Source organism: Lapidilactobacillus wuchangensis, assembly GCF_003946645.1.
Classification (GTDB): Bacteria; Bacillota; Bacilli; order Lactobacillales; family Lactobacillaceae; genus Lapidilactobacillus; species Lapidilactobacillus wuchangensis.
The window spans coordinates 1-22,348 of sequence record NZ_RHOU01000008.1 but is presented as its reverse complement, the minus strand read 5'-3'; the positions used below and the strand labels follow the sequence as shown (position 1 = coordinate 22,348).

Sequence of the window (22,348 nt, the reverse complement as noted above, 5' to 3'; positions counted from 1 at the left end):
TGCAATAGAATTAATTGAATAAGTTAGGAGGATCATCATGTCACAAAACACTCATACTGGTATGAACGGCGACCGTCGTCCTATTAACCATACTAACGTTAAAAAGAATGCCAAAGCTCAAGACAAAGTATTAGCTACTTTGAAGAAATTAGCTGACGCTGATAAATAATTTTAGTATAAAAAAAGAGTTGGAAATTTTTCCAACTCTTTTTGTTTACGATTTTTAATTTGTAGCAACATCAGACAGCCAATCAAAGTTCAATAAAGTCTGGGTGTTTTTCATGATCGGAATCCATAATTGAGCGGTATAGATTTTAACTAAGCTCCACCAGAACAAAGGGTCACTTTTCTGGTCCTTGGTTAGGTGCAGCTTGACCAGTTGGCCATCTTCAGATTCGCATTCAATATTTTTAGCATTAACAATTTTTTTAATTTGAATTGTGGTAATTTCTTGGTTGTTATCGTTAATCAACATGATTATCATCCTTTCGTTGACTATGAATCAAGCATAACGGATAAAAGTGATGGTTCTAAGGACAAAAGTGGCGGTAAATCGTGATGATTATTTGAAGAATTGATTTTTTTTATTAACGAATGCTAAAGTTATTAGGTTTGTGCTAAGATAAGAGTAAATTGGTTTAAATGGGGTAAATGCCATGAATGTCTTTCAAGTATTGAAATTTATCACAGTTAATCATCAGAACGTTTCACCAGATCAGGTAACGTTGACTGACTTAAATGGTAAACCAAATGGTGTCATGACCGACTTGGTTCACGATTTGCTAACTAAAATTTATTTATTTGTTGATTTAGGCGCCGTTAATGACCCACACGAGGTGATTACCAAATTAGCGACGGTCACACCGTTACCAGAAGATGTGCTGGACGAGTATCAGAAGGCCTTGGAGCAAATGGTTTATCAAGTCAACTTTGCCACCAAGAAACAGTTAGTTGAAATTGTTTATGATGATTTTGTTTAAAAAGCTCGTAATTTGAGTTAAGTGGCTGTGATGGCCGTTAAAGTCCGTACAATCCGTTAATTTGATTGTGCGGGCTTTTGTCATCATTGCTTAAATTGCCGACGCTTAAATGAATCGCTGAAGTTAAACGGGCTTCGTTTTGCGAATTTAGTAAAGGATGGTTACCATGCATTTACGATGTGCTTATTGTCAGTTGGATTTAAATTTACACCATTATCAAGCTAGTGCCGAAGTGGTAACCAGTATTTGTGACCTGTGCCAGAGTCGTTCGCTGAAACCCGCTGCATTTCAAAATCAACAGGTTGCTTATTTTGCAGCGGCGCGAAAATGGCTTTTTCTAGGATTGCCAACGCAATTACAGTCCGCGTCACAACCAGTGTTACAACTAACCCGGCAACAACGAAAAGCTTGTACCAGTTTGTTGAATAGTTTCGATGCGCTGCCCGCTGCTTGGCAAACCACTGGTCGGCGGCAACAATTTTATCAAGAAGTTATTCGTTGGCAGGATCAGCCAGATTTTGAGTTAACGGGGAATGTGCCCGTGGATTTAAAACGACTTGGTTGTGACACGACTGGCTTATTCGATAAGAATACGTTAGATTACACCACGCGGGCGCGGGTTCGAGAATATTATCAGCATCAATGCCAATATTGTGGCCGTTATGGCGATAGTGTCGACCATAAAAATCCCGTGGCCTTGTCCAATGATAATCGTTGGGAGAACTTAACTTTGTCCTGCCGCGAATGCAATCGGCTGAAGGGCGATATGCCATATCAGTTGTTTGTTGACTGGAATCAAGAATTACAACCGTTATTGCGGCAATTGGTTGCCAGTGAACAGGCGTTACAACGCCTAGATGAACAACAGCGGCAATTACAAAATCAATTGGCAGCTCAACGGCATTTAACTGGTGAAGTAACGAATCCACAGTTGCAAGCTATTCGGCAGCAAATTAAAGTGGTGCAAGGTTTGCGTGATGGGGAAGATAGTGACTATCAGAAACTAATTCAATTACGACACGACTATATTATTAGTAAATTTCAGATTTGGCAGTTACAACAAGTAGCTGACTAAAATTAGCGACTTAGAAATTGGAGGTTGGCGCCATGCGTTTTTTGCACACAGGTGATTGGCATATTGGTCGTAAATTATTTGGCTATGATTTATTGGCCGAACAAGAAGCGACTTTCCAGCAAGTGATTCAAATTGCTCAAGAAGAACAAGTTGACGCGGTGGTGATTGCCGGCGACTTATACGATCGGCAAAATCCCAGTGAAGAATCAGTTCGACTACTTAATAAAATGATCAGCGACTTGAATTTACAGTTAAAACAGCCTTTATTGGTCATCAATGGGAATCATGATAGTGCCGTGCGCCTAGGCGTGGGCTCCGAGTGGTTCGCCAGTACTGGCTATTATTTGCGCACCACGTTGGCTTCAATTGATCAGCCAATTGTTTTAAACGATACTCAATTTTTCTTGTTGCCCTATTTTGAGCTTTACCAAGCCCGACAATTTTTTGATGATAGCAGTATTCACAGTTTGGCGCAAGCAATTGAATTGTTGGTGGCGCGAATGGTGGCTCAATTCGATCCGACTAAAAAACATATTCTAGTCGCCCATTTCTTTGCTGCTGGTAGTACACATTCTGATTCAGAAACCAACGTCAATGTGGGTGGTCTTGATGCGGTGCCGCTAAATCTGTTGACTGATTTCGACTATGTAGCGTTGGGGCATATTCATAATAAAGATGCGTTACATGAAGCAAAGATTCGTTATAGCGGTTCGCTGAATAAGTTTTCTTTATCAGAAGTCAAGCAAACCAAAGGAGTCTTGATTGTTGACACTGAGCCGCAAGTTAAGGTGAGATTTCGTCCTGTAACGCCGCTACATGAAGTGCAGCAGTTAACGGGTGCTTTTGCCGACTTAAGTGATGCCAGCTTTTTGAAGCAACATCAAATTGATCAAACGGCTTACACGGGCATTGTGTTGACTGATACCAATGTGATCAGCAATGCTAGCAATCGACTGAAAAAACAATTTCCGCGATTTCTCACGATGAGCCGGGAGAGTGGCGTCCAATTTACGCAACAGCGGACTTTAGCCGCCACCAAAAAACAGACGCCCCAAGATTTACTGGCCAGTTTTTACCAAACAGTGACCGGCAAACAACTCACTGACCAGCAAATTGATTGGGCAGCGGCGGCTTTACGGGAGGCGGAGAAATAATGCGACCACTACAATTAACCTTAAACTTCTTTGGCCCTTATCGGCAGCAGACAATTGATTTTACTAAGTTTGATCAACAATCGATGTTTTTGATCAGTGGACCGACTGGTGCGGGAAAGTCGACGATTTTTGACGGCTTGGTCTACGCCTTATATGGCAGTGGGTCGGGTCCTCAACGCCAGTGGCAGGATTTCCGTTCTGAATTTGCGACCCCCAATGATGAGACGAGTGTGAAAGTTATTTTTACTCAACAGGGGCAGCGTTATGAGCTCGTTCGTAAACCTGCGCAAACTTTGGCTAAGAAGCGTGGTAATGGTACTACAGAAGCAGCTAGTTCGGCAGAGTTGACCATTTATCAAGATGAAACCACGCAAACTGAAGTGAAACAGTTAACCCGAATTAATCAAGTTAATCAGTATTTAGCGGAACTTTTACAAATGAATGCCGATCAGTTTCGGCAAATTGTCTTGCTGCCTCAAGGTGAGTTTCGCCAGTTTTTAGATGGTGATAGTGATCAAAAGGAAGCCGTTCTTCGAAATCTGTTTCAAACTCAGCGTTATGAACGGTGGGTCGATCAAATTCAACAACTTTATAAAACAGCCAGTACTAAAAATAAAGCCCATCAGGATCAATTACAGTTTTTATTGGCGCAGATTCAATGGTTGCCGGAATTCCAGCCGGAATCTGGCACAACGTTAGCGCAGCAACAAGCGCTGTTAAGTCAGCAATTAGCCCAATTAAAGCAGACGCAAAAAGTAGCCCAGCAGCAGTACGATAACCAAGAAGTAGCCGTCAATCAGCAACAAGCTTTGGTTAATCAGCAAGAGCAGTTGTTAGCTGATTTTCGGCAGCGACAACAAGTATTAGCAGCGCAACAACGGCTACAAGCGCGGGCACCTGAAATTCAGGCTTTGACTGAGCAACAGGCGCAACAATTATGGGTGCAACAGCAATTACCAACTTTCCAGAAATATCAACAATTGCTGCAGCAACAACAGCAGTGGCAGCAACGAGTGACAACGAATCAAAATCAGCAAGACCAAACTCAACAAGCGTTAACACAACGCCAACGAGCAGTTGCTGATTTATTGGCGCAGCAGGATCATTTCACCCAGCAGCAGGCGCAATTAAGTCGTTGGCAAGAACTGCAGCCGCTCTATGAAACAGTTGCGCAACTAACACTTACCCAAGAACAACAGCAAGCAGCAGTTGCGCAAGGGCAAGCAACACTTGCGCAAGAGACCCAGCAAGTGGCAACTAATCAGCAGCGGCTGGTTGATTTAAAGCAACAAGCGGAACAGTTGCCGCAGTTATTAAGGCAACAGGCGGGACTACAGCAACAAGCGCAAGCGTTGCAACATTGGCAACAAGAACTGGAAAAAATCAGTCAGACCGCCGAGCAAATCGCTCAGCAACGTCAACAATTAACTGCTTTACAACAGCAGCAAGCACAACAGACTGAGCAGCAAGCAACGGCTGATCAACAATATCAACAACTTAAAAATGATTTTGCTTTAAATCAGATTGCATTATTGAGCCAAGATTTATTACCAGGCACTCCTTGTCCAGTTTGCGGTGCGACTGATCATCCCCGGCCAGCAGTGGCTACTGTTCAGAAGCAAGTTCAACAAGCAGATGTGGAACAGGCCGATCAGTTGCGACAACAGCTGACGACAAAATTAGCCAATACCACGGCTAGTATAACGGCGTTACAGCGGCAAAATGAACAGTTGACTGCGGCTAATCAAGCGGCGATTCAGTCGCTTTTGGCCCAGTGGCAACAAACTGACTGGTTGACTAATCGCGCTGCAATTGCGGCAATGACAAAAGTCAGTCAATTGCTGGCTTTTATGGCAACACAACAAGAAGTAAATCAAGAACAGCAACAAGTGGTCGTTGCTGAACAGCAAAGATTACAAGCTATTGCCGCTGAGTTGCAGCAATTAACTGATCAGCAGGCTACTTTAGTTGAGCAGCAACAGGCGACCATGCAGCAACAGCAACAGTTAACCAGTCAGTTGTTAGTGACTCAAACGCAATTACACGACCAACAGGCACAATTACCAACGGAATTTCCTACTTTGCAAGATTTAACGCAAAATATTCAACAGCGGCAGCAAGAAATTCAGCGCTACCAGACTGCCGTCACTGAACAGCAGCAACAATTGCAGACCACGCAGCAAACTTTGGCGACGCAGCAGGCTGATCAGAAGCATTATCAAGAGCAATTGCAGCAAACGACGACGCAATTACAACAAGTTCAAGCAAAATTAGCGACTGTTTGGCAAGAAAAATGGTCGACGGCTTCATTTGCAGAGCAACTTGCTGATTTTCAGACTTTATTAGCACAAAAAGTTGATTTAGCCGCACTTGAGGAACAATTAAGCGAATATGAGCATCAAAAAATTCGTCTGGATACTTTACTGGCTGAATTAACGGCTAAATTGGCCGAGGTTGATTCAGAGCCTGATTTGACGGCAATTAAGGCAGAACTCCAATTGCGTAAAGATCAGGCCAATGAGTTGCAACGCCAAATCACAACGCTAGAAAATCAGCAAGCCCAATTACAAAAAACTGCAGATCAGCTCGTTGAAATCAGCAGTCAAGTGACTGACTTGACGTCGTTACAGGAACTGAGTGAGGTCACCCGTGGCCTAGGCTCGCAGAAGTTAGGATTAGAGCGTTATGTTTTACAAATGTACTTAAATGAAGTTCTAAAAGTCGCTAATAATCGCTTGAGCCAGTTGACTGCTGGTCGTTATTTGTTAGCTTTGGCAGATGAATTAGGGACGAATCGCAAAAATTCTGGCTTGGAATTAAATGTTTATGATGATTATACCGGCGATTATCGCAGTGTCCGCACTTTATCCGGTGGTGAAAGTTTTATTGCCGCACTGGCGTTAGCCTTAGCATTAGGCGAAGTGGTGCAACAACAAACTGGTGCCATTGAAATCGATGCGCTTTTCGTTGACGAAGGTTTCGGCTCGTTGGACGAAACGTCGTTACAAACGGCAATTAGCGCCTTAACTAGTTTGGAAGGACAACAGCGGCTAATCGGCATCATTAGCCATGTGCGTGAACTCCAAGTGCAACTGCCAAATCAGCTGCGAGTGATCCCTGATGGCAATGGCGAGAGTCATGTGCAGTATCAGGTGGCTGATGGACGGTTGTGATGGTGTGGCCATTGCTTGGCTTGGAATCTGAATTGGTTTTGGGCAGAATAGCGGACAACTCCGTTGCGACCGGCGGGTTGTGGAACGTTGCCGGCGTTGATTTGAGCTTATTGCTGCGCAACAATCTCAAATACAAGCCTTCTTCTAACCGCTGAAGCGGCAAGAAGAATTTGGCGACTGACAACCCGGCGGCCTCCACTGCGTTTTGGGCTAAACTAGTCCACTTTAGGTTTAGTTGATATAAGGGCTGAGTTGATGGAATAGAGATCGTGCCAAGTCTTCCTTAATTAGAATGGTGTTTGCTGGGCGATTTTACTGGCGTGGAACGCTGTGGCCGTCGATTTGAACCAATTACAAACCAAATTGTTTCAAATACGAGGCTTTGACTAGCTGCTAAAGCAGCAAGACAAATTTCACAGCTGACGCCAATCGCCCAGCAACCACCTTGGTGAAACTAACAAAATTCAGCATCACTATTTAGAAAAAAAGATTGATGTAAACTAAGTGAGCCTGTTTGACAAGCTTTCTGGATAAAACCAGGAATGTCAAACTGGCTCTTTGATTTACTATTCAGTTAGCATTGCAATTTAAATCAAATTGATTAGTCACACTATAACTGTCTTAATAACTAACAAAGTTGAAGTGAACAACCTCGACTTCAGACGGAATGGAGGGCGTGGTTGTCAGCCGCCAAATTATACTTAGCGATTTATCGCTTAGTATAAGGCTCGTATTGATGACAATTTGAAAAATTGGCAATCAATCGATGCCGGCCGCGTTCCACAACCAGCAAGCCCGCAATGGAGTCAGACGCAATGCTGTTTTAACGTCTTCACTAGATTTTAATGGTTTTTAATTTTGGCTGAAATTTGAACTTTTTAAACACTAAAAATACCGCGTCAACAGTCTCTATGCTGTCAACGCGGTATTTTTATTTGGACGAAGCATTTGATTAATTGCTACGGCAAAAACTGAAACTGCTTAGCGCATGCCACCTTGTAAATAGCGCTTCAAGAAGGTTTGCGTCCGTTCCTTTTGCGGGTTGGTGAAGATTTCTTGAGCAGAACCTTCTTCGGCAATTACGCCTTGATCCATGAAAACAACGTGGTCAGAAATATCACGGGCAAAGGCCATTTCATGAGTGACGAGGATCATGGTTAAACCGGTGTGAGCTAAGGCCCGCATTGAATCCAGGACGTCATCGACCATTTCCGGGTCCAAAGCTGAAGTTGGCTCATCAAAGAGTAAAACTTCAGGATTCATGGAAACAGCCCGAGCAATACCTACCCGTTGCTTTTGACCACCAGATAATTGGGCTGGTTTCGCGTTCACGTATGGTGACATGCCAACCTTGTCTAATTGCTCTAAAGCCACTTTTTTGGCTGCTTCAGGATCACGCTTTAAGACGGTCGTTTGGCCGATCACGCAATTCTGGAGCACATTTAAATTATTAAATAAATTAAAGGATTGAAAAACCATCCCGACTTTGGCGCGATAATCAGTCATGTCGAAGTCACTGGTGAGAATGCTTTGATCGTGAAACTTAATATCACCACTGGTTGGCTGTTCAAGCAAATTAATGCAGCGCAGTAAAGTTGATTTACCGGAACCAGAAGCACCAATAATTGATAACACTTCGCCACGATTAACTTCAAGATTAATATCCTTCAGTACTTGGTGATCACCAAAAGTTTTCTCTAAATGCGCAACAGTAATAATTTTTTCGTTTTCCATGATTACACCTCGGGATTATTCTTAGGAACTGAAACTTGATCTTGGTTCGCCATTAAATTGTAGTTCTGAGGGCCAGCCATGTGTTTTTCGATGGCACGGAGAATGCGAGTAATCGTGAAAGTTAAGATCAAATAAATGGCGGAGATAATCAGGTAAGTGTGGAAGAACTGGAAGTTCTGACCGGCAATAGTTGAGCCTTGGAAGAATAATTCAGAGACGGAAATGACACTTAAAACTGATGTATCCTTAATGTTGATCACGAATTCATTGGTGACAGCGGGTAAACTATTGCGAATTGCTTGCGGCAAAATAATTTTGTTCATCGTTTGCAAGTGAGTCATGCCTAACGCATGAGCAGCTTCGAATTGACCAGCATCCACGGCGATGATCCCACCACGCATGATTTCGGCCAAGTAAGCCCCAGTATTGACGGAAACAATTACTAAAGCAGCGGCCAATCGATTCATGTTCCAACCGAATGCCTGGGCAGCACCGTAATAAACAACTGCCGCCTGAACGATCATTGGCGTGCCACGGAAAACTTCGATATAGACTGAAAGCAACCAATCAACCACTCGTAATAAACCGCGGCGAGCTTTGGAACCAGACCGAGGAATCGTCCGAACGATGCCGACCAAAAGACCAATAATGAAGCCGACAATTGTCCCGACCATGGAAATCAACAAAGTAATCCCAGTCCCACTAGCCAACATGCCACCATATTGCTTCAATAAAGCAATCACCCAGTTGCCTGAGCTTTTACTTTGTGGTTGTTGTTCAACAGCTTTGGTCATAATTTGGTCACGTTCTTGAGGTGTGATCTTAGCCAAGGCCGCATTGATTTTAGCTTTGTTAGGATCGTTCTTGCGTAAGCCAATGGCTAAGTCGGTGTCAGCCGGGTTGGTGTGGAAACCGTTGTTACCCTTGAACTCGAGCATTTTCACGTTAGGATTTGCCCGGGTCACACTAATGCCTTCAGGTTTTTCGGAAACGTAGCCGTCGATAGTGCCTGATTCCAAAGCCACCCGCATTGAAGGAAAGTCTTTCATGGCAGGCTCTTTGATGACACCTTTAATTTGATTTAAGGCCGTGTAATGATAAGTGTTTAATTGGCCAGTTAATTTGGCACCCTTGAAATCACTTAACTTTGTGGCGTCAGCGTATTTGCCGTTTTTGCGGACAATAATAACCAGTTGTGATTTGTAGTAGGTGTCGCTAAAGTCGATAGTTCGGCGTCGTTCTGGTGTGGGCGACATCCCGGCGATGATGGCATCGATTTTGCCAGAAGTCAGGGCTGGTGCTAAACCATCCCAACTGGTTTTGACCACGACTAATTTCTTGCCTAAAGATTGGGCAACTTTCTTAGCCATTTGCACGTCGTAACCACCGGCGTAAGATGATGAGCCTTGGATTTGCACGGCACCATTGCTGCTGTCCGTTTGGGTCCAGTTAAATGGTGGATAGCCAGCTTCCATGCCGACCTTGAATGTGTTGTCGGCAGCTTGACTAGTTTGTGTGGGAATTGCCAGTAGTGCCAAGAACAATAACCCTAACCAAACCAAAAAATTGCGATGTTGCTTCATGATGAACTCCTCCTAGTGTCGTTGGCTTAATTATCGCCAATTCCAATGTTAAGAGCCAACAAAAAGACCTTTATTGAATGTAACTTCAATAAAGGTCTTTACCATAATTTTAAAACTGAATGATTAAATTCGTCGTGCGAATCATCCCAAAAATCATAGCGCTCCCTGACAGTAACCTGTCAAGACAGTTCAACAGCCTTTCAACTGTTGCCCCAACCGCCGCGACTTCCAAAACTCGCGACAATTTCGGCAATCCTCCTTAGACTTGGTTCAACGTGTTTGGACACTTCCCAAGCGTAGTGATTCATGCGACCTCTATTTGCTTTGTGGCATTTTAACTTACCTGCATTCTACTGAATGGCGTTCTGGTTGTCAAGCTTTAAAAGCAGTAATTGTTGGCAGAAGCAGCGGAAATTTAGAGTTAGCAGAAAAACAAGTGTCGGAAATTCGCTAAAGGAAGCGATTGCGGTGATGATTGGCATAAAATTTTGAGGAAGTGAGCAAAGATGTGTTGAACGTGTTTAAAAACATTAGTGAAGATGATAAATAGAATTGTGTCTGACTGCATTGCGGGCTGCTTGTCGTGGAACGCGGCCGACGCTGATTGAAGCCTTTGTTACACAAAGTCTCCAATACAGGTCTTATCGTAAGTGCTAAAGCACCAACGATAATTTGGCGGCTGACGCCAAGATCCCTACATTCCGTCTGGAGTTGATTTGGCTCACTTTATCTTTGCTAGTGGTTAAGGCAATGATAGTGGGATTCATTAACTCAATTCAATTAGCAATATACTAGTTGAACAGTATCAGAAAAAAGATGTGACGACCCTATTCTCTCAATAGAGGTTGTCACACCTTTTTGTATCATCACAATCTGTTTTAGCCAAATAGTGGTGATTATTTTGTTAGTTTAACGAGGTAGTTGCTGAGCGATTGGTATCTAACTTTGCTAGTATTGCCTTGATATCAACCAAATTTAAAGTGGGCTAAGATTAACTCAAAACGTAGTGGAGGCCGCCGGGTTGTCAGCCGCCAAATTCTTCTTGCTGCTTTAGTAGTTAGAAGAAGACTTGTATTTGAGATTGTTGCGTCAGCAATAAGCTCAAATCAATGTCGGCAGCGTTCCACAACCCGCCGGCCGCAACGGAGTTGTCCGCTATTCTGCCTAAAACTAGTTAAAGCTCAAATCGATGGCCACAGCGTTCCACGCCCACAAAATCGCTAGGCCCCTGCCGCTCACAACTAGGGAGCAACTGTTCCTCCGCCAACAAATCATGAATAAAAGACCTAGCTCATCAAATAAATGCTCAGCTAGGTCCGTGGTTAAAATAAAGTTTTAGTATTTAGGATTGTTTCTGGATAAAGTTGCTTTTGCAGATCTGCTAATTGTTTCAGCATAATGTGATTGCCATTAATGCGAGAGAATGCCCGTGAATCTTCAATATAAGCGAGCACTGTCGCCACATCTTTTTCCTGGGCGATGGCATTCAAGGCCAATTGATACTGAATTTTCGCTAAATAGTAGGTGACATGATTATCCGAGCAAATTGAAATAGCATAATGTAACAATTCGTCGCTAACCACATAATTCTTCTTATACGCACCGTAGAAATCGCCACAATTATAGACAATACTCAATACGCGCCAAACATCTTTAGTGGATTGAATCGGGCATTGGTAAATCTGATCGATCACCTTGCTAAAATAAAAATCGGCTTTATCAATTTGTTGATGATGTGCATAAGCCATGCCACAACCAGTGTGGGCTAGTAACTTATAAATCAGTGGGGCGTGTTCAGGAGCCATTAAGATTTGATTGAAATCAAACAAAGCATCAGTAATTGGCCGGTCTAACAAAGTCGATAAATAACCACGTAAGTAAAGGAAACGCCAGTGTTGTTCGTCGTTGGTTACATCCTGTTCATCGATTGTATCGACAATTTTTTGAGCTGCTTCGTATTCACTAGTTACGAAATTAAACTCGGCACGATCCATTTTTTGGTTCAATTGAGATTCAGGAACGCCGACTTTAGGGAAAAGTTCATCCAGCGTTAACTGCAAACGCCGGCATAATTGGATCAGAATCTTCATTGTCGGAATCTGCCCATTATTTTCCAAACGGCTTAAAGTTGCCTGGGTACAAATCCCTGCGGCAAGTTCTTGCTGGGAAAAGCCCATTTTCTTGCGTGTTAAAACAAATCTTTCAATATTCATAAATCCCATCACATTCCTGTTTAAATCCCGTCATACTTCAAATTGGTGATCTTAAGCATTATTTTTAATCAATCAAAAACTAGTGCCGAAAAGTTTCGCCACTTTCAATGACTGGAAATTTACCAGTCAGCCTCCGTTCGAATTGATGATAATATTTTTCTTTAGTATACATCAGAATTATTGTAAGCGCTGCCGACGTCAACTGTCAAGGTATTTTTAGTGTTTTCGTGAAAAAATAATTAAGTTGTCCACTATCTATTTTGTTGGCGCCATTGATATGGCGTAACGCCTAATTTATTTTTGAATAAGTTAGCAAAATAGTGCACATCATTGAACGCTAATCGATCGGCGATCACCTTAATTGGTAGGTCCGTGCCGCGTAATAAAGTTTGGGCCATGGTTAAGCGTTGCTGCAAATAATAGGCGTAAGGTGTTTGGGCCAAAACTTGCTGAAATTGGCGGGTTAATTGTGCTGGCGATAGGCCCACGAGTTGCGCCAGTTGCGGTAATTTCAGCGGTTGATTTAAATGATGGTCAATATAAATTTGCGCCTGCTGGACCGTCATGGGAATTTGCGTTTGAATTTGGTTGTTGAGAAAGAGTTGTTGCAGGAGTGCTTCGAAGGCTGTTGTCGCCGCACTAGTTCTGGCGCGTGGTGTTAGTTCTTGGTGGCGGCAAATTCGCAATAATTCCTGAAAGTAAGGGGCCAAACCTTGCCCGTTAAAAAGCGGCTGCTGTAATAGGCCATACGCTTGCAATAAACTAGTTGGCAAAGTACCGCGAAAATTAAGCCATAATTTATGCCAAGGCTGTTGCGGGTCAGACCAATAATGGTGGTCATGGCCTTGGGGTAACAAATAAACCTGGCCAGCCTTGGCTTGGTAAGTTGCTTGATCAAGTTGAATGGTCCCTTGCCCGGCAATGACGTATTCCAAACAGTTGATGGCTGATTGCGGTCGCTGAACGTGATAGTTCGCAAAAGGAAAGGTGACGCCGGCTAATTCGATAAAGAAAATATCTGGCCGCAGAAACTGTCCGGGTAAAAAACTGAGAATCTCTTCTTCCATGCGTGAATACCACCCTTTTTTGCGTGAAAAGTTGCTTGTTTAAATCAATCCTGATTGTATACTACAACTATGTTAAACGAAATACTAGGAGGTATGACGATGACAATTCCTCGTCCTGAATTTCCACAGCCACAATTTCAACGCTCGCAGTGGCGTAATCTCAATGGCTGGTGGCAATTTGCTTTTGACTTTGGAAATAGTGGACTTGATCGCGAATTTTATCGGACTGGTGAATTTCCTGAGCAGATTCAAGTGCCGTTTTGTCCTGAAAGTGAGCTGAGTGGTCTTAACTTTCACGATTTTATGCCGGCAGTTTGGTATCAGCAAACGTTAGAATTTACGGCTGCTGAATTACAGCAGGTAGTGCGCTTGCATTTTGGCGCCGTAGATTATGAGTGTCGGGTATTTATTAATGGGCAAGAAGTCGGCCAGCATCGTGGTGGCTATGCGCCGTTTTATTTCGATATTAATGATTATGTGCAAGCTGGCACCAATCGACTGACCGTTTATGCTGCTGATGACCCACGCTCTGGTCGGCAACCTGTGGGGAAGCAAAGCCGCTTTTATTACTCGCGGGGCTGTGACTATACGCGTACGACCGGGATTTGGCAGACCGTTTGGCTGGAGTTCATGCCGCAGCAACATTTACAAGCGGTGCAATTTTATCCTAATATCGCTGGTCAACAAGTGGCTTTGAAAATTCAAGCTGTTGGTCAAGGCACCGTTCAGGCGGAAATCAGTTATCAGGGGCGGCTTTGCGGGACTGGTGAACTGACGCTACTCAATGGCACTGGCATACTGACGATTCCACTAGCCGAATTGCATCTATGGGAAGTGGGCCATGGTCGCCTGTATGATGTTAGCTTGACTTATGGCGTTGATCAAGTTCAGAGTTATTTTGGAATGCGCGAAGTGAGCCTGACCGGTTATCAATTTCGGCTAAATAAGCGGCCAGTTTTTCAACGTTTTGTGCTTGATCAAGGTTTTTATCCCCAAGGAATTTACACGGCGCCAACAGATGCTGATTTGAAACGTGACATTGCTTTAGGGCAGGCGGCTGGTTTTAATGGGGCGCGGTTGCACGAGAAGGCGTTCGAACCGCGTTATCTTTATCACTGTGATCAAGCTGGGTACTTGGTTTGGGGTGAGATGGCAAATTGGGGCTTGGATTTCTCCGATGCTCGGGCGACGACGGACTTTTTACCAGAATGGCAGACGATTTTGGCTCGAGATTTCAATCATCCTGCGATTGTGACTTGGTGTCCTTTTAACGAAACTTGGGATTATCAAGCCCGGCCGCAACGTCCGGAATTATTAAAGTTGCTCTATCAAGTAACTAAAAGTATTGATCCGACGCGACCTTGCATTGATACCAGTGGCAACTATCATGTGATCACGGATATTTATGACGTGCACGATTATGCGCAAGATCCGGCTGTTTTAAAGGCACATTTCAGTGGCCCGCAAACCAATGGCGAGTTCTGGGATGAACATGATGCCCGCCAACATTACCAGCTGGGGCAGCCATTTTGTGTGAGCGAATTCGGCGGGATCAAGTGGCCGGAAGCTAAGCCAGCTGCGGCTAAAAAGGCTTGGGGCTACGGAGACACACCCCAAGATGTGCCGGCCTTCATTGCCCGTTATCGTGGCTTAGTTGAAGTCCTCTTGCAACATCCGAAAATGTTAGGTTTCTGCTACACGCAACTTTATGATGTGGAGCAAGAACAAAATGGGCTATGTACTTATGAGCGTCAACCGAAACTGGACTTGGCCATCATCAAGGCAATTAACCAACAAGCAGCAGCGATTGAACAGGAATCAATGCCGCAGTAAAAATGCGTTTCTAATCATTAAAAAGACCTCGTTGACAGTTAATTTTGTCAGCGAGGTCTTTATTTTAAGGCGTTTATTTAATGAAGCAGAATAATGGCTAAATAATCAGTGGTTACATCACGCCGATGGTAATCCCACCAGCCATGACTAAGGCCAGGCCAATTAGGGTGAAAACTAATTCTTTACGAGTTTTATGCTCGTGCAGGAATAAAATTCCGCCGATAGTTGATAAAACCACACTCATTTGTGTTAAAGCGAAGCCAGTTGCGACCCCATTGCGCCGAGCCGAAATAATATAGAATAACGCGGCAATCGCAAAGAAGAAACCTGAAGCCAAGTTAAACCAAGTGGATTTATCACGGAAATAATTATGTTGTTTATTGCGACCAGAGAATAGGGCAAAAATTGTCGACATCAAAGCCATACCAATCCCTTGAGGCAAGAAGCCAGCCCAAGGATCAGCGCCCACTAATTGTGGGAAAACATTATAACCCAAATAGCCTAGGGTTGAAATGAAGAAAGTGAAAATCAACATGCCTAAATCGCCGTTGCTTTGGCTATCTTGTTGATGAGAACGAATTGTCGTGAAATACATCCCGATAATAATTCCCACAATTGCTAGGGTACCAATGATTTTCATACGAGCGCTAGCCCATTCACCGAAAACCAACACCCCGATTAAAGCGGTGCCAATAATTTGCAGACCAGTTGAAATCGGCATTGCCTTAGAGACGGTCATTTTCTGAAACAGCTGATACTGCAACATTTGGCCAGTTGCCCAGCAAGCACCAGATAACATGCCCATTAATAATAATTGCCAGGAAATATGTGGCTGACTACTAACGAAAATCACAATCGCAGTTAGAAAAGTTGCGTAAGTTGTTCCCATAATTTGATTAATATGGTCGCCGCCGGCTTTCGTTGCTACTAAAGGCATAATGCCCCATCCCAAAGCAGGGATCAACCCAATTAATAAGTTCATAATTTGTTTTTCCTGTCCTCTCGTTTCACGATTGTCAGGAACATTCCTGGCAAATTGATGGTTGTATAAAGCTCAGAGTTATATTCTATCGTACTTTCAGAAAAAACGCTACAATTTACTATAAAATAATAAGCTAGAATGCGCGACAGTGTGTCATATCACATAAGACGATTAATCTACTTGCAGGTCACAAAAGCTTCAAATTCCTATGTTATAATCAAAAAGGTTTAGGTATTCCTAATTAAGTGTAATCGTAAAAATATCTTAAAATAATTTGAAGGAAGTGGTAGGATGTCGCGAATTCGACGTTCAAAAATTTTACAATTTCTAGTGATGTTGGTTGCCCTAGAAATCATTGCTGTCAGTATTAATATGTTCTATGCTCCCCACGATATTGCGGCCGGCGGTGCCACAGGTTTAGGTATTTTGCTCGAAGCTGCTTTTGGCTTTAACTTATCACTGGTCGTTTTAATTATTAATATGGGGATGTTGATCCTCGCTTATTTCTTTTTAAGTAAACAGACAGTTTTAAAAATTGCTGTGGGCAGTTTTGTCTTGCCATTATGTTTGGCCTTAACGCCACAGATTAAATTGATCGAAGATCCTTTGCTGACCGTTATTGTTGGTGGTTCAGTCTTTGCCGTGGGAATCTCAATGCTGTACCAAATCAATGCTTCCAGTGGTGGCACAACGGTACCGCCGCTGATTATTAAGAAGTTCTGGGGTGTGAAAACATCACTCTCCTTGCTCGCAATTGATGGCTTTATTTGCCTCTTAAACGTTTTTGTCTCTGGCTTTGAGACGATGGCCCTAGCAATTACTTCGCAAGTGCTCACTACAATTGTGATGAATTTTATTGAAACTGGTCTTGATCGCAAGAAAATTATTTACATTATGAGCGATGATGCTTTGGAAGAAATAAAAGCTAAGCTCGGTTTGCTAGGAAAAGCCTTAACTATTTTCAACGTGACTGGTGGTTTTACCGGCCATGATAAAGAAATGTTAATGGTTGTCGTTGAAAACCCGGACTACCATCAAATGCTGGAAGTTGTCCATGAGATTGATTCCAGCGCCTTTGTTTTAGTGATGAACGCGTCCGAAGCCCGTGGTGGTATTTGGAACGATGGCGATCAATACGGCGCCAAAATAGAAATTCCCGCCGACGCACCGGCTGCATCGACGCCGAATGATTCTGCTAAGTAAGCTGATGAACCTTAATTTTAAGCGAGTTATTTAAAAGATATCTGTGAGCAGATGTTTTTTTAAATGACTCGCTTTTTAATGGCTTCAATTCAGTGATTTCATTTGCGATATAGGGTTAAAACAGAATGGCGTCTGACTGCATTCCGGGCTGCTTGGCGTGGAACGCTGCCGGCATTGATTTGAGCTTATTGCTACGCAACAATCTCAAATACAAGCCTTGTTCTAAGTGGCAGAGCCACTAAGAACAATTTGGCGGCTGACGCCAAGATCCCTCCATTCCGTCTGGAGTTGAGACAGTACACTTCATCTTTGTTAGTTTTTAAGGCAGTGACAGTAGAATTCATTAACTCAATTCAATCAGTAATAATAGTTGAACAGCAACCAAAAAACGGTGTGACAACCTCTTTCGATTAGAACTTGTCACACTTTTTTCGTATCACCACAATCTGTTTCGGCCAAGTAGTGGTGATCAGTTTTGTTAGTTTAATCCAGGCAGGGGCCCAGCGATTGGCGTCAGCCGTGAAATTATTCTTAGCAATTTATTGCTTAGAATAAGCCTCGTATTTGAGATTGTTGCGTCAGCAATAAGCTCAAATCGACGGCCACGGCGTTCCACGCCCATAAAATCGCTGGGTCCCTGCCGCTCTCAACTGAGGAGAGACTAATACTAATATCAAAACTACAGCTCTAAAGCTTAAATCAATACCCATGGCGTTCTACAACCAGCAAGCCCGGAATGCAGTTAGACGCCATTCTGTTTTACCATCGTCATAAATGTTTTTGAATTCGTTCGCCACAACTCTGTGACTTACTAAACTTCCTTATTTTTTATTAGCACTCTTTAGTTTCGAGTGCTAAATTCTTGAATCATTATACAGTCTGACTATAATAGAAGTTGAAAGTTGAAGAAAGGAAGTAAACAATTATGGCACATGAATTAGCAAATCGTCGTAATGATTTATTTGGAGGTTTCAATGATTTCTTTGATGATGATCACTTCTTTAACAATCTAGGTCGGATGTATTATGGTTTGGCTGAACAGAATGATTTAAAGACTGACATTAAAGAAACTGATCATGATTATAACGTTACAGTAGAGGTCCCTGGTTTGGATAAGAAAGATATCAATGTTCGTTACGACAATGATATCTTGACGATCAGTGGCAAGAAAGATAGCTTCACTGATGAAGCTGACAAGGATGGCAATACATTGATGAGTGAGCGGAATTATGGTAGTTTCACTCGTCAATATCGGATTCCTCGGGTTAATGCTGATGACATCAAAGGCAAGTATGAAAATGGTGTTTTGAAGATTACTTTACCTAAGGAAAAGAAAGAAGTTCCTGCTGACCATCGCGTCGAAATTGAATAGAATTGCTGCGGAAGTGATTCCGTTGTGAAGCTGTAAGTTTAGTGCTACGATGAGATTGTTAACGCTAAGCTTACAGTTTTTTTATTCGTTAAAATTTTCAATTTAAGTGATTAGAGGAGTGACTTTCATGGCGAAACATGATCATAATATGGTTAGCAGCCAACAGTTTCAGCATAAGTCACGAATGTTCAAATGGGGTATTAGTCTGAACGTCATTTTCATTGTGGCTGAAGCAATTGCTGGGGTAACAGCCAGTTCGTTGGCCTTGCTGGCAGATGCTGGCCACAACTTAAGTGATGTTTTAGGCTTATTGATTTCTTGGCTGGCGTTATGGCTATCGCAAAAAGGACCAACGAAACAGCGGACGTATGGTTATAAGTCGTCCTCGATTTTAGCGGCTTTGGCTAACGCGGTCTTTTTATTAGTCGCAGTTGGCGGGATCATCGTTGAAGCCATTCAACGCTGGGCCCACCCACAACCAACTTCTGATTGGATCGTCATTATTGTAGCGGCCATTGGGATTGTGATCAATGGTTTGACGGCAGTGCTATTCATGAAGGATCAGCATGGCGATTTAAATATTCGCGGTGCTTTTATGCATATGGCTGCTGACGCTGGCGTTTCCTTAGGCGTTGTGATTGCTGGTTTTGTTGCCTTAATGACCGGCTGGCAACAACTGGATGCCATTGTCAGTTTAGTGATTGCTGTGATTATCCTGATCGGGACTTGGGGCTTATTGCGCCAGTCAGTTAATTTGGCGTTGAATGCTGTGCCTGAAGGTATTGATATCGATCAAGTCAGAAAAATAATTATGGCGGACCCAACAGTGGCTAACGTCCATGATTTACATGTCTGGGCGATGAGCACGACGGAAGTAGCGATGACCGTTCACGTGGTGCGCACGACTTTGGCTGACAACAACGATTTCATTGAGAAAATGAATCGCGAATTAAATCAAGGGTTTAAAATTTGTCATCTGACGATTCAAACTGAACTCGGAAAATGCAGTCCTGAGTTGACGGATGACAGTATTTAAACAATAATAAAGAAGCCTGATCAGTTGTTGCATGGACAACTGACCGGGCTTTTTTTCATTTCGAATTACGATTATACTGGCTGATCTAAAGGCGGCTAGGATCACCACTGTAAGTTGGCGGGTTACGCGCGATTGAATGGCGTGGAACAATGCCGATATCGGTTTAAGCCTTTCTGACGAAAGTCTAAAACACGAGTCTTGTTCTAGGCGGTAAACCGCCAAGAACAATTTGGCATTTGACGCCAATCGCGCTCCACCCGCCGGATAAACTAACAAAATTTAGCACCACTCTGAGAAAACCAGATAGCATAAATTAAAATATCGTGTTGACAATTTTTTATAAAATAAGTGTCAACACGATATTTTTGGTAATTAAACTAGTTTAGTTTCAGACTGTTATTTAGGCCTTATTTCTCAATAACGTGGTGCATCCAAGTTGTGAATAAATCTGGCCAAACAGCAACTTGTGGCAAGACACCAGTGCCAGAAACATGTTGCGTTTCGGCATTGGCCAAGCTTAAGCCGTGGTCACCTTCAGGGAAAACGTGTAATTCGCAGGAAACGTTGGCCTTACGTAAGGCACCAGCGAACAATAAACTATTTTCCATTGGCACTAAGCCATCAGTGTAGGTGCACCAGAGGAAGGTTGGTGGTGTGGCTGGGGTCACCTGATTTTCTAAAGAGACTTCAGCCCGTTTAGTCACGTCGCTGTAGTCGTCGCCAAGCAAGGCTTTGATCGACCCTTCGTGAGCAAATTCGCCCGATGTAATGACTGGGTAAGCTAAGCTCAAGCCATTTGGTTGAATTTCTGCAGCAGTGAAGCCATATTTTTTAAGTAAAGCTGAATTCCAGAAAACGCCGAGGCTGGCTGCTAAATGGGCCCCAGCAGAAAAACCTTGAATGACAATTTTGTCGGGTAGCACGTGCCACTCAGCCGCGTGTTGCCGGACAGTGGCCACGGCCTGGGCTAACTCTAGGAGTGACGCCGGGAAACGAGCTGGTGCGACGCTATAACGCAGTACGAAAGCTTGAAAGCCGCGTGCAGCAAACTGAATTGCTACTGGTTCAGCCTCACGATCAGACAAAAATTCGTAGCCACCACCAGGCAAAATAATCACGGCTGGCCGCCGCCGATCAACATCCATTTCTGGCGAGTTGTCGAGAATATAGCCTGTTAAAGTCGCTGTTTTAGAAAGTGGGGTGGTTAAGGTTTCTTGAAGATATTTCATTGCTAAAAACTCCTCTCAGGACAAGTTAATTTGGTTTAATTATACGGCAAAAAGCCTAACAAAGTTAGCAATGGCGATTGCGGGAATTACTTAGTTATTTGAATTCAGTTAATTTATTTCGGCAATATGGCCACAATATCTAAAAATAGTGACGTGAATCAGCTCAACCCTATTTTCCGCATGATAAAAATATTTTTGGCGCTGTTGACGCGAAATTCGTCAAGAAGTGACTACATTTGGGACCCGTTGAGCTGGTCAGGGTATTTCGGTTTTGCCCAATTTTTTTGTTATACTTAGGGTATCAGTAAATTTGGGAGCGAAGTCATGACATATTTAGGGCAGATCACGATTATTTTATTAGCCACATTAATTGTGGGCTATTTGTGCAATCGGATTGGCATTCCGGCTGTTTTAGGTGAATTGGTTGCTGGCGTGTTGATTGGACCGGCCTTATTAAATTGGGTAACGCCAACCAACTTTTTACACCAAATGGCCGAAATTGGCGTGATCTTGCTAATGTTTGCTGCTGGTTGCGAAAGTGATTTGGTATTGCTCCGTAAGTATTTCAAACCCAGTATGGTGGCGGCTTTCTTAGGGGCTATTTTACCAATCGTGACGATTTGGCCGTTAGCCCAATTATTTGGGATGAGTAGTCAACATGCGCTCTTTTTAGGCGTTGTTTTTGCAGCGACCTCGGTGTCCATTTCGGTCGTGGTGATGCAAGAATTGAATTTCACCAAAAACCGCGAGGCCAGTACGATTCTCGGCGCAGCGGTGGTCGACGATATTTTAGCAGTGATTATTTTAAGTTTAATGATGTCATTTCTGGGTGAACAAAATTTAAGCACCCCGGCGTTAATTGGCCACTTTGCCTTACAAATTGGTTATTTTGTCGGCATTTTTGTTGTGATCAAATGGGTGACACCGGTGATTTTCAGTGTGGCGGAGAAATTGCAAATGCGTTACGCCAGTTTGGTGATTTCAATGATCATTGCATTTGGCCTAGCGTATTTGGCCGAAGTCGTGGGGCTCAGTGATGTTGTCGGTGCCTTCTTTGCCGGAGTGGCAGTTAGTCAAACGAAATTCCGCGAACAAATTAGTCAAGCAGTTGATAATTTAGGTCAAGGATTGTTCATGCCGATTTTCTTCGTCAACATTGGTTTGAACATGACTTTTAAAAATTTTGTGCCGCAAATTGGCTTTATTGTGGTCTTGACAGTTGTCGCCATTCTGACCAAATTAATTGGTTGTGGTGGCGGTGTGCGACTGCTTGGTTTTAACCGCGCTAGTTCGCTCATTGTTGGGTCGGGGATGGTTTCGCGTGGTGAGATGGCGCTGATCATTGCTCAGATTGGATTGACCAATCATTTGATGTCGACGGCGCATTACTCGGCGGTGATTGCGGCGATTATTTTAACAACATTAGTTGCACCGTTGTTCTTGAAATTAGCGATTAATCATCAGGCGAAGGTTAAAGCGGCTGAGTAATGCTCAGGTTAAATTAAAACCGAAGTTCAAAAACATTAAATCCTGATGAAGATGATGAAACAGAACGAGTTCTGACCGCATTCCGGGCTTGCTGGTTGTGGAACGCGGCCGGCATCGATTTGAACCAATTTAAAACCGCAATTGTTTCAAATACGAGCCTTTGTCTAATTGCTAAAGCAATAAGACAAATTTGGCGGCTGACAACCACGCCCTCCATTCCGTCTGG

Annotated in this window: 18 protein-coding genes and 1 riboswitch; of the genes, 10 read left to right on the top strand and 8 right to left on the bottom strand. The window is 43.3% G+C overall.

The features are described 5' to 3' along the window. Positions 1-37: 37 nt before the first annotated feature. Positions 38-169, top strand: coding sequence for a hypothetical protein (locus tag EKM82_RS11895; RefSeq protein ID WP_263853122.1), 132 nt, complete (start codon positions 38-40; stop codon positions 167-169). Between the two features lie 54 nt (positions 170-223). On the opposite strand, the gene EKM82_RS07530 is transcribed toward EKM82_RS11895, so the two are convergent. Next, a complete protein-coding gene (locus EKM82_RS07530; RefSeq protein WP_125767688.1) occupies positions 224-475 on the bottom strand; it encodes a hypothetical protein in 252 nt (83 codons plus the stop codon). A 181-nt stretch (positions 476-656) separates the two neighbouring features. Between EKM82_RS07530 and EKM82_RS07525 the strand changes: the two genes are divergently transcribed. The 4 genes from EKM82_RS07525 (at position 657) to EKM82_RS07510 (ending at position 6,382) form a co-directional block, all read left to right on the top strand. Beyond that, positions 657-980 carry a hypothetical protein gene (locus tag EKM82_RS07525; RefSeq protein ID WP_125767687.1) on the top strand — a complete coding sequence of 108 codons (324 nt, stop codon included), beginning with the start codon at positions 657-659 and terminating at the stop codon, positions 978-980. A 166-nt stretch (positions 981-1,146) separates the two neighbouring features. Further along, on the top strand, positions 1,147-2,055 hold the full coding sequence (locus EKM82_RS07520) for an HNH endonuclease (RefSeq protein ID WP_164508167.1): 909 nt from the start codon (positions 1,147-1,149) through the stop codon (positions 2,053-2,055). Between the two features lie 32 nt (positions 2,056-2,087). Beyond that, a complete protein-coding gene (locus EKM82_RS07515; RefSeq protein ID WP_125767685.1) occupies positions 2,088-3,209 on the top strand; it encodes an exonuclease SbcCD subunit D in 1,122 nt (373 codons plus the stop codon). Continuing rightward, positions 3,209-6,382 carry an AAA family ATPase gene (locus tag EKM82_RS07510; protein ID WP_125767684.1) on the top strand — a complete coding sequence of 1,058 codons (3,174 nt, stop codon included), beginning with the start codon at positions 3,209-3,211 and terminating at the stop codon, positions 6,380-6,382. The genes EKM82_RS07515 and EKM82_RS07510 overlap by 1 nt, the downstream gene beginning before the upstream one ends. A 981-nt stretch (positions 6,383-7,363) precedes the next feature. On the opposite strand, the gene EKM82_RS07505 is transcribed toward EKM82_RS07510, so the two are convergent. From EKM82_RS07505 to EKM82_RS07490, 4 genes are all read right to left on the bottom strand, one after another. Further along, on the bottom strand, positions 7,364-8,116 hold the full coding sequence (locus EKM82_RS07505; RefSeq protein WP_125767683.1) for an amino acid ABC transporter ATP-binding protein: 753 nt from the start codon (positions 8,114-8,116) through the stop codon (positions 7,364-7,366). Between the two features lie 2 nt (positions 8,117-8,118). Beyond that, on the bottom strand, positions 8,119-9,699 hold the full coding sequence (locus EKM82_RS07500; RefSeq protein WP_125767682.1) for an ABC transporter permease subunit: 1,581 nt from the start codon (positions 9,697-9,699) through the stop codon (positions 8,119-8,121). Positions 9,700-9,847: 148 nt separating this feature from the next. After that, positions 9,848-10,025: riboswitch (Lysine riboswitch) on the bottom strand. Between the two features lie 996 nt (positions 10,026-11,021). Further along, positions 11,022-11,912 carry a helix-turn-helix domain-containing protein gene (locus EKM82_RS07495; protein ID WP_125767681.1) on the bottom strand — a complete coding sequence of 297 codons (891 nt, stop codon included), beginning with the start codon at positions 11,910-11,912 and terminating at the stop codon, positions 11,022-11,024. Positions 11,913-12,163: 251 nt separating this feature from the next. Beyond that, a complete protein-coding gene (locus tag EKM82_RS07490) occupies positions 12,164-12,979 on the bottom strand; it encodes an AraC family transcriptional regulator (RefSeq protein WP_125767680.1) in 816 nt (271 codons plus the stop codon). Positions 12,980-13,078: 99 nt separating this feature from the next. Here EKM82_RS07490 and EKM82_RS07485 point away from each other — a divergent pair, with 99 nt between their 5' ends. Then, entirely contained in the window at positions 13,079-14,812 is a 1,734-nt protein-coding gene (locus EKM82_RS07485) for a glycoside hydrolase family 2 protein (RefSeq protein ID WP_225419689.1), read from the top strand. Between the two features lie 112 nt (positions 14,813-14,924). Here EKM82_RS07485 and EKM82_RS07480 read toward each other — a convergent pair whose 3' ends face one another. After that, positions 14,925-15,794 carry a GRP family sugar transporter gene (locus EKM82_RS07480; protein ID WP_125767678.1) on the bottom strand — a complete coding sequence of 290 codons (870 nt, stop codon included), beginning with the start codon at positions 15,792-15,794 and terminating at the stop codon, positions 14,925-14,927. Positions 15,795-16,085: 291 nt separating this feature from the next. On the opposite strand from EKM82_RS07480, the gene EKM82_RS07475 reads away from it, so the two are divergent. The 3 genes from EKM82_RS07475 (at position 16,086) to EKM82_RS07465 (ending at position 19,405) form a co-directional block, all read left to right on the top strand. Continuing rightward, positions 16,086-16,997: a YitT family protein gene (locus EKM82_RS07475; RefSeq protein WP_125767677.1), complete on the top strand. Its 912-nt coding sequence runs from the start codon at positions 16,086-16,088 to the stop codon at positions 16,995-16,997. A 925-nt stretch (positions 16,998-17,922) separates the two neighbouring features. Further along, positions 17,923-18,369 (top strand): Hsp20/alpha crystallin family protein, encoded by a 447-nt coding sequence (locus EKM82_RS07470; RefSeq protein ID WP_125767676.1) that lies wholly within the window; start codon positions 17,923-17,925, stop codon positions 18,367-18,369. A gap of 148 nt (positions 18,370-18,517) precedes the next feature. Further along, complete coding sequence (locus EKM82_RS07465) at positions 18,518-19,405, top strand: cation diffusion facilitator family transporter (protein ID WP_125767796.1); 888 nt, start codon at positions 18,518-18,520, stop codon at positions 19,403-19,405. 407 nt (positions 19,406-19,812) lie between these two features. Here the strand turns inward: EKM82_RS07465 and EKM82_RS07460 are convergent, their stop codons facing one another. Then, positions 19,813-20,634 (bottom strand): alpha/beta hydrolase, encoded by an 822-nt coding sequence (locus tag EKM82_RS07460; protein WP_125767675.1) that lies wholly within the window; start codon positions 20,632-20,634, stop codon positions 19,813-19,815. 324 nt (positions 20,635-20,958) lie between these two features. Between EKM82_RS07460 and EKM82_RS07455 the strand changes: the two genes are divergently transcribed. Then, on the top strand, positions 20,959-22,122 hold the full coding sequence (locus EKM82_RS07455; RefSeq protein WP_125767674.1) for a cation:proton antiporter: 1,164 nt from the start codon (positions 20,959-20,961) through the stop codon (positions 22,120-22,122). A 13-nt stretch (positions 22,123-22,135) separates the two neighbouring features. On the opposite strand, the gene EKM82_RS11460 is transcribed toward EKM82_RS07455, so the two are convergent. Further along, positions 22,136-22,348: hypothetical protein (locus EKM82_RS11460; RefSeq protein ID WP_225419688.1), on the bottom strand; the 213-nt coding region annotated here is incomplete at its 5' end.

Coding starts and splice junctions, on each gene's coding strand:
- EKM82_RS07515 (WP_125767685.1), top strand. CDS start 2,088: ATGCGTTTTTTGCACACAGGTGATTGGCATATTGGTCGTAAATTATTT.
- EKM82_RS07500 (WP_125767682.1), bottom strand. CDS start 9,699: ATGAAGCAACATCGCAATTTTTTGGTTTGGTTAGGGTTATTGTTCTTG.
- EKM82_RS07475 (WP_125767677.1), top strand. CDS start 16,086: ATGTCGCGAATTCGACGTTCAAAAATTTTACAATTTCTAGTGATGTTG.
- EKM82_RS07465 (WP_125767796.1), top strand. CDS start 18,518: ATGGTTAGCAGCCAACAGTTTCAGCATAAGTCACGAATGTTCAAATGG.
- EKM82_RS07455 (WP_125767674.1), top strand. CDS start 20,959: ATGACATATTTAGGGCAGATCACGATTATTTTATTAGCCACATTAATT.
- EKM82_RS07470 (WP_125767676.1), top strand. CDS start 17,923: ATGGCACATGAATTAGCAAATCGTCGTAATGATTTATTTGGAGGTTTC.
- EKM82_RS07505 (WP_125767683.1), bottom strand. CDS start 8,116: ATGGAAAACGAAAAAATTATTACTGTTGCGCATTTAGAGAAAACTTTT.
- EKM82_RS11895 (WP_263853122.1), top strand. CDS start 38: ATGTCACAAAACACTCATACTGGTATGAACGGCGACCGTCGTCCTATT.
- EKM82_RS07460 (WP_125767675.1), bottom strand. CDS start 20,634: ATGAAATATCTTCAAGAAACCTTAACCACCCCACTTTCTAAAACAGCG.
- EKM82_RS07490 (WP_125767680.1), bottom strand. CDS start 12,979: ATGGAAGAAGAGATTCTCAGTTTTTTACCCGGACAGTTTCTGCGGCCA.
- EKM82_RS07530 (WP_125767688.1), bottom strand. CDS start 475: ATGTTGATTAACGATAACAACCAAGAAATTACCACAATTCAAATTAAA.
- EKM82_RS07520 (WP_164508167.1), top strand. CDS start 1,147: ATGCATTTACGATGTGCTTATTGTCAGTTGGATTTAAATTTACACCAT.
- EKM82_RS07525 (WP_125767687.1), top strand. CDS start 657: ATGAATGTCTTTCAAGTATTGAAATTTATCACAGTTAATCATCAGAAC.
- EKM82_RS07495 (WP_125767681.1), bottom strand. CDS start 11,912: ATGAATATTGAAAGATTTGTTTTAACACGCAAGAAAATGGGCTTTTCC.
- EKM82_RS07510 (WP_125767684.1), top strand. CDS start 3,209: ATGCGACCACTACAATTAACCTTAAACTTCTTTGGCCCTTATCGGCAG.
- EKM82_RS07480 (WP_125767678.1), bottom strand. CDS start 15,794: ATGAACTTATTAATTGGGTTGATCCCTGCTTTGGGATGGGGCATTATG.
- EKM82_RS07485 (WP_225419689.1), top strand. CDS start 13,079: ATGACAATTCCTCGTCCTGAATTTCCACAGCCACAATTTCAACGCTCG.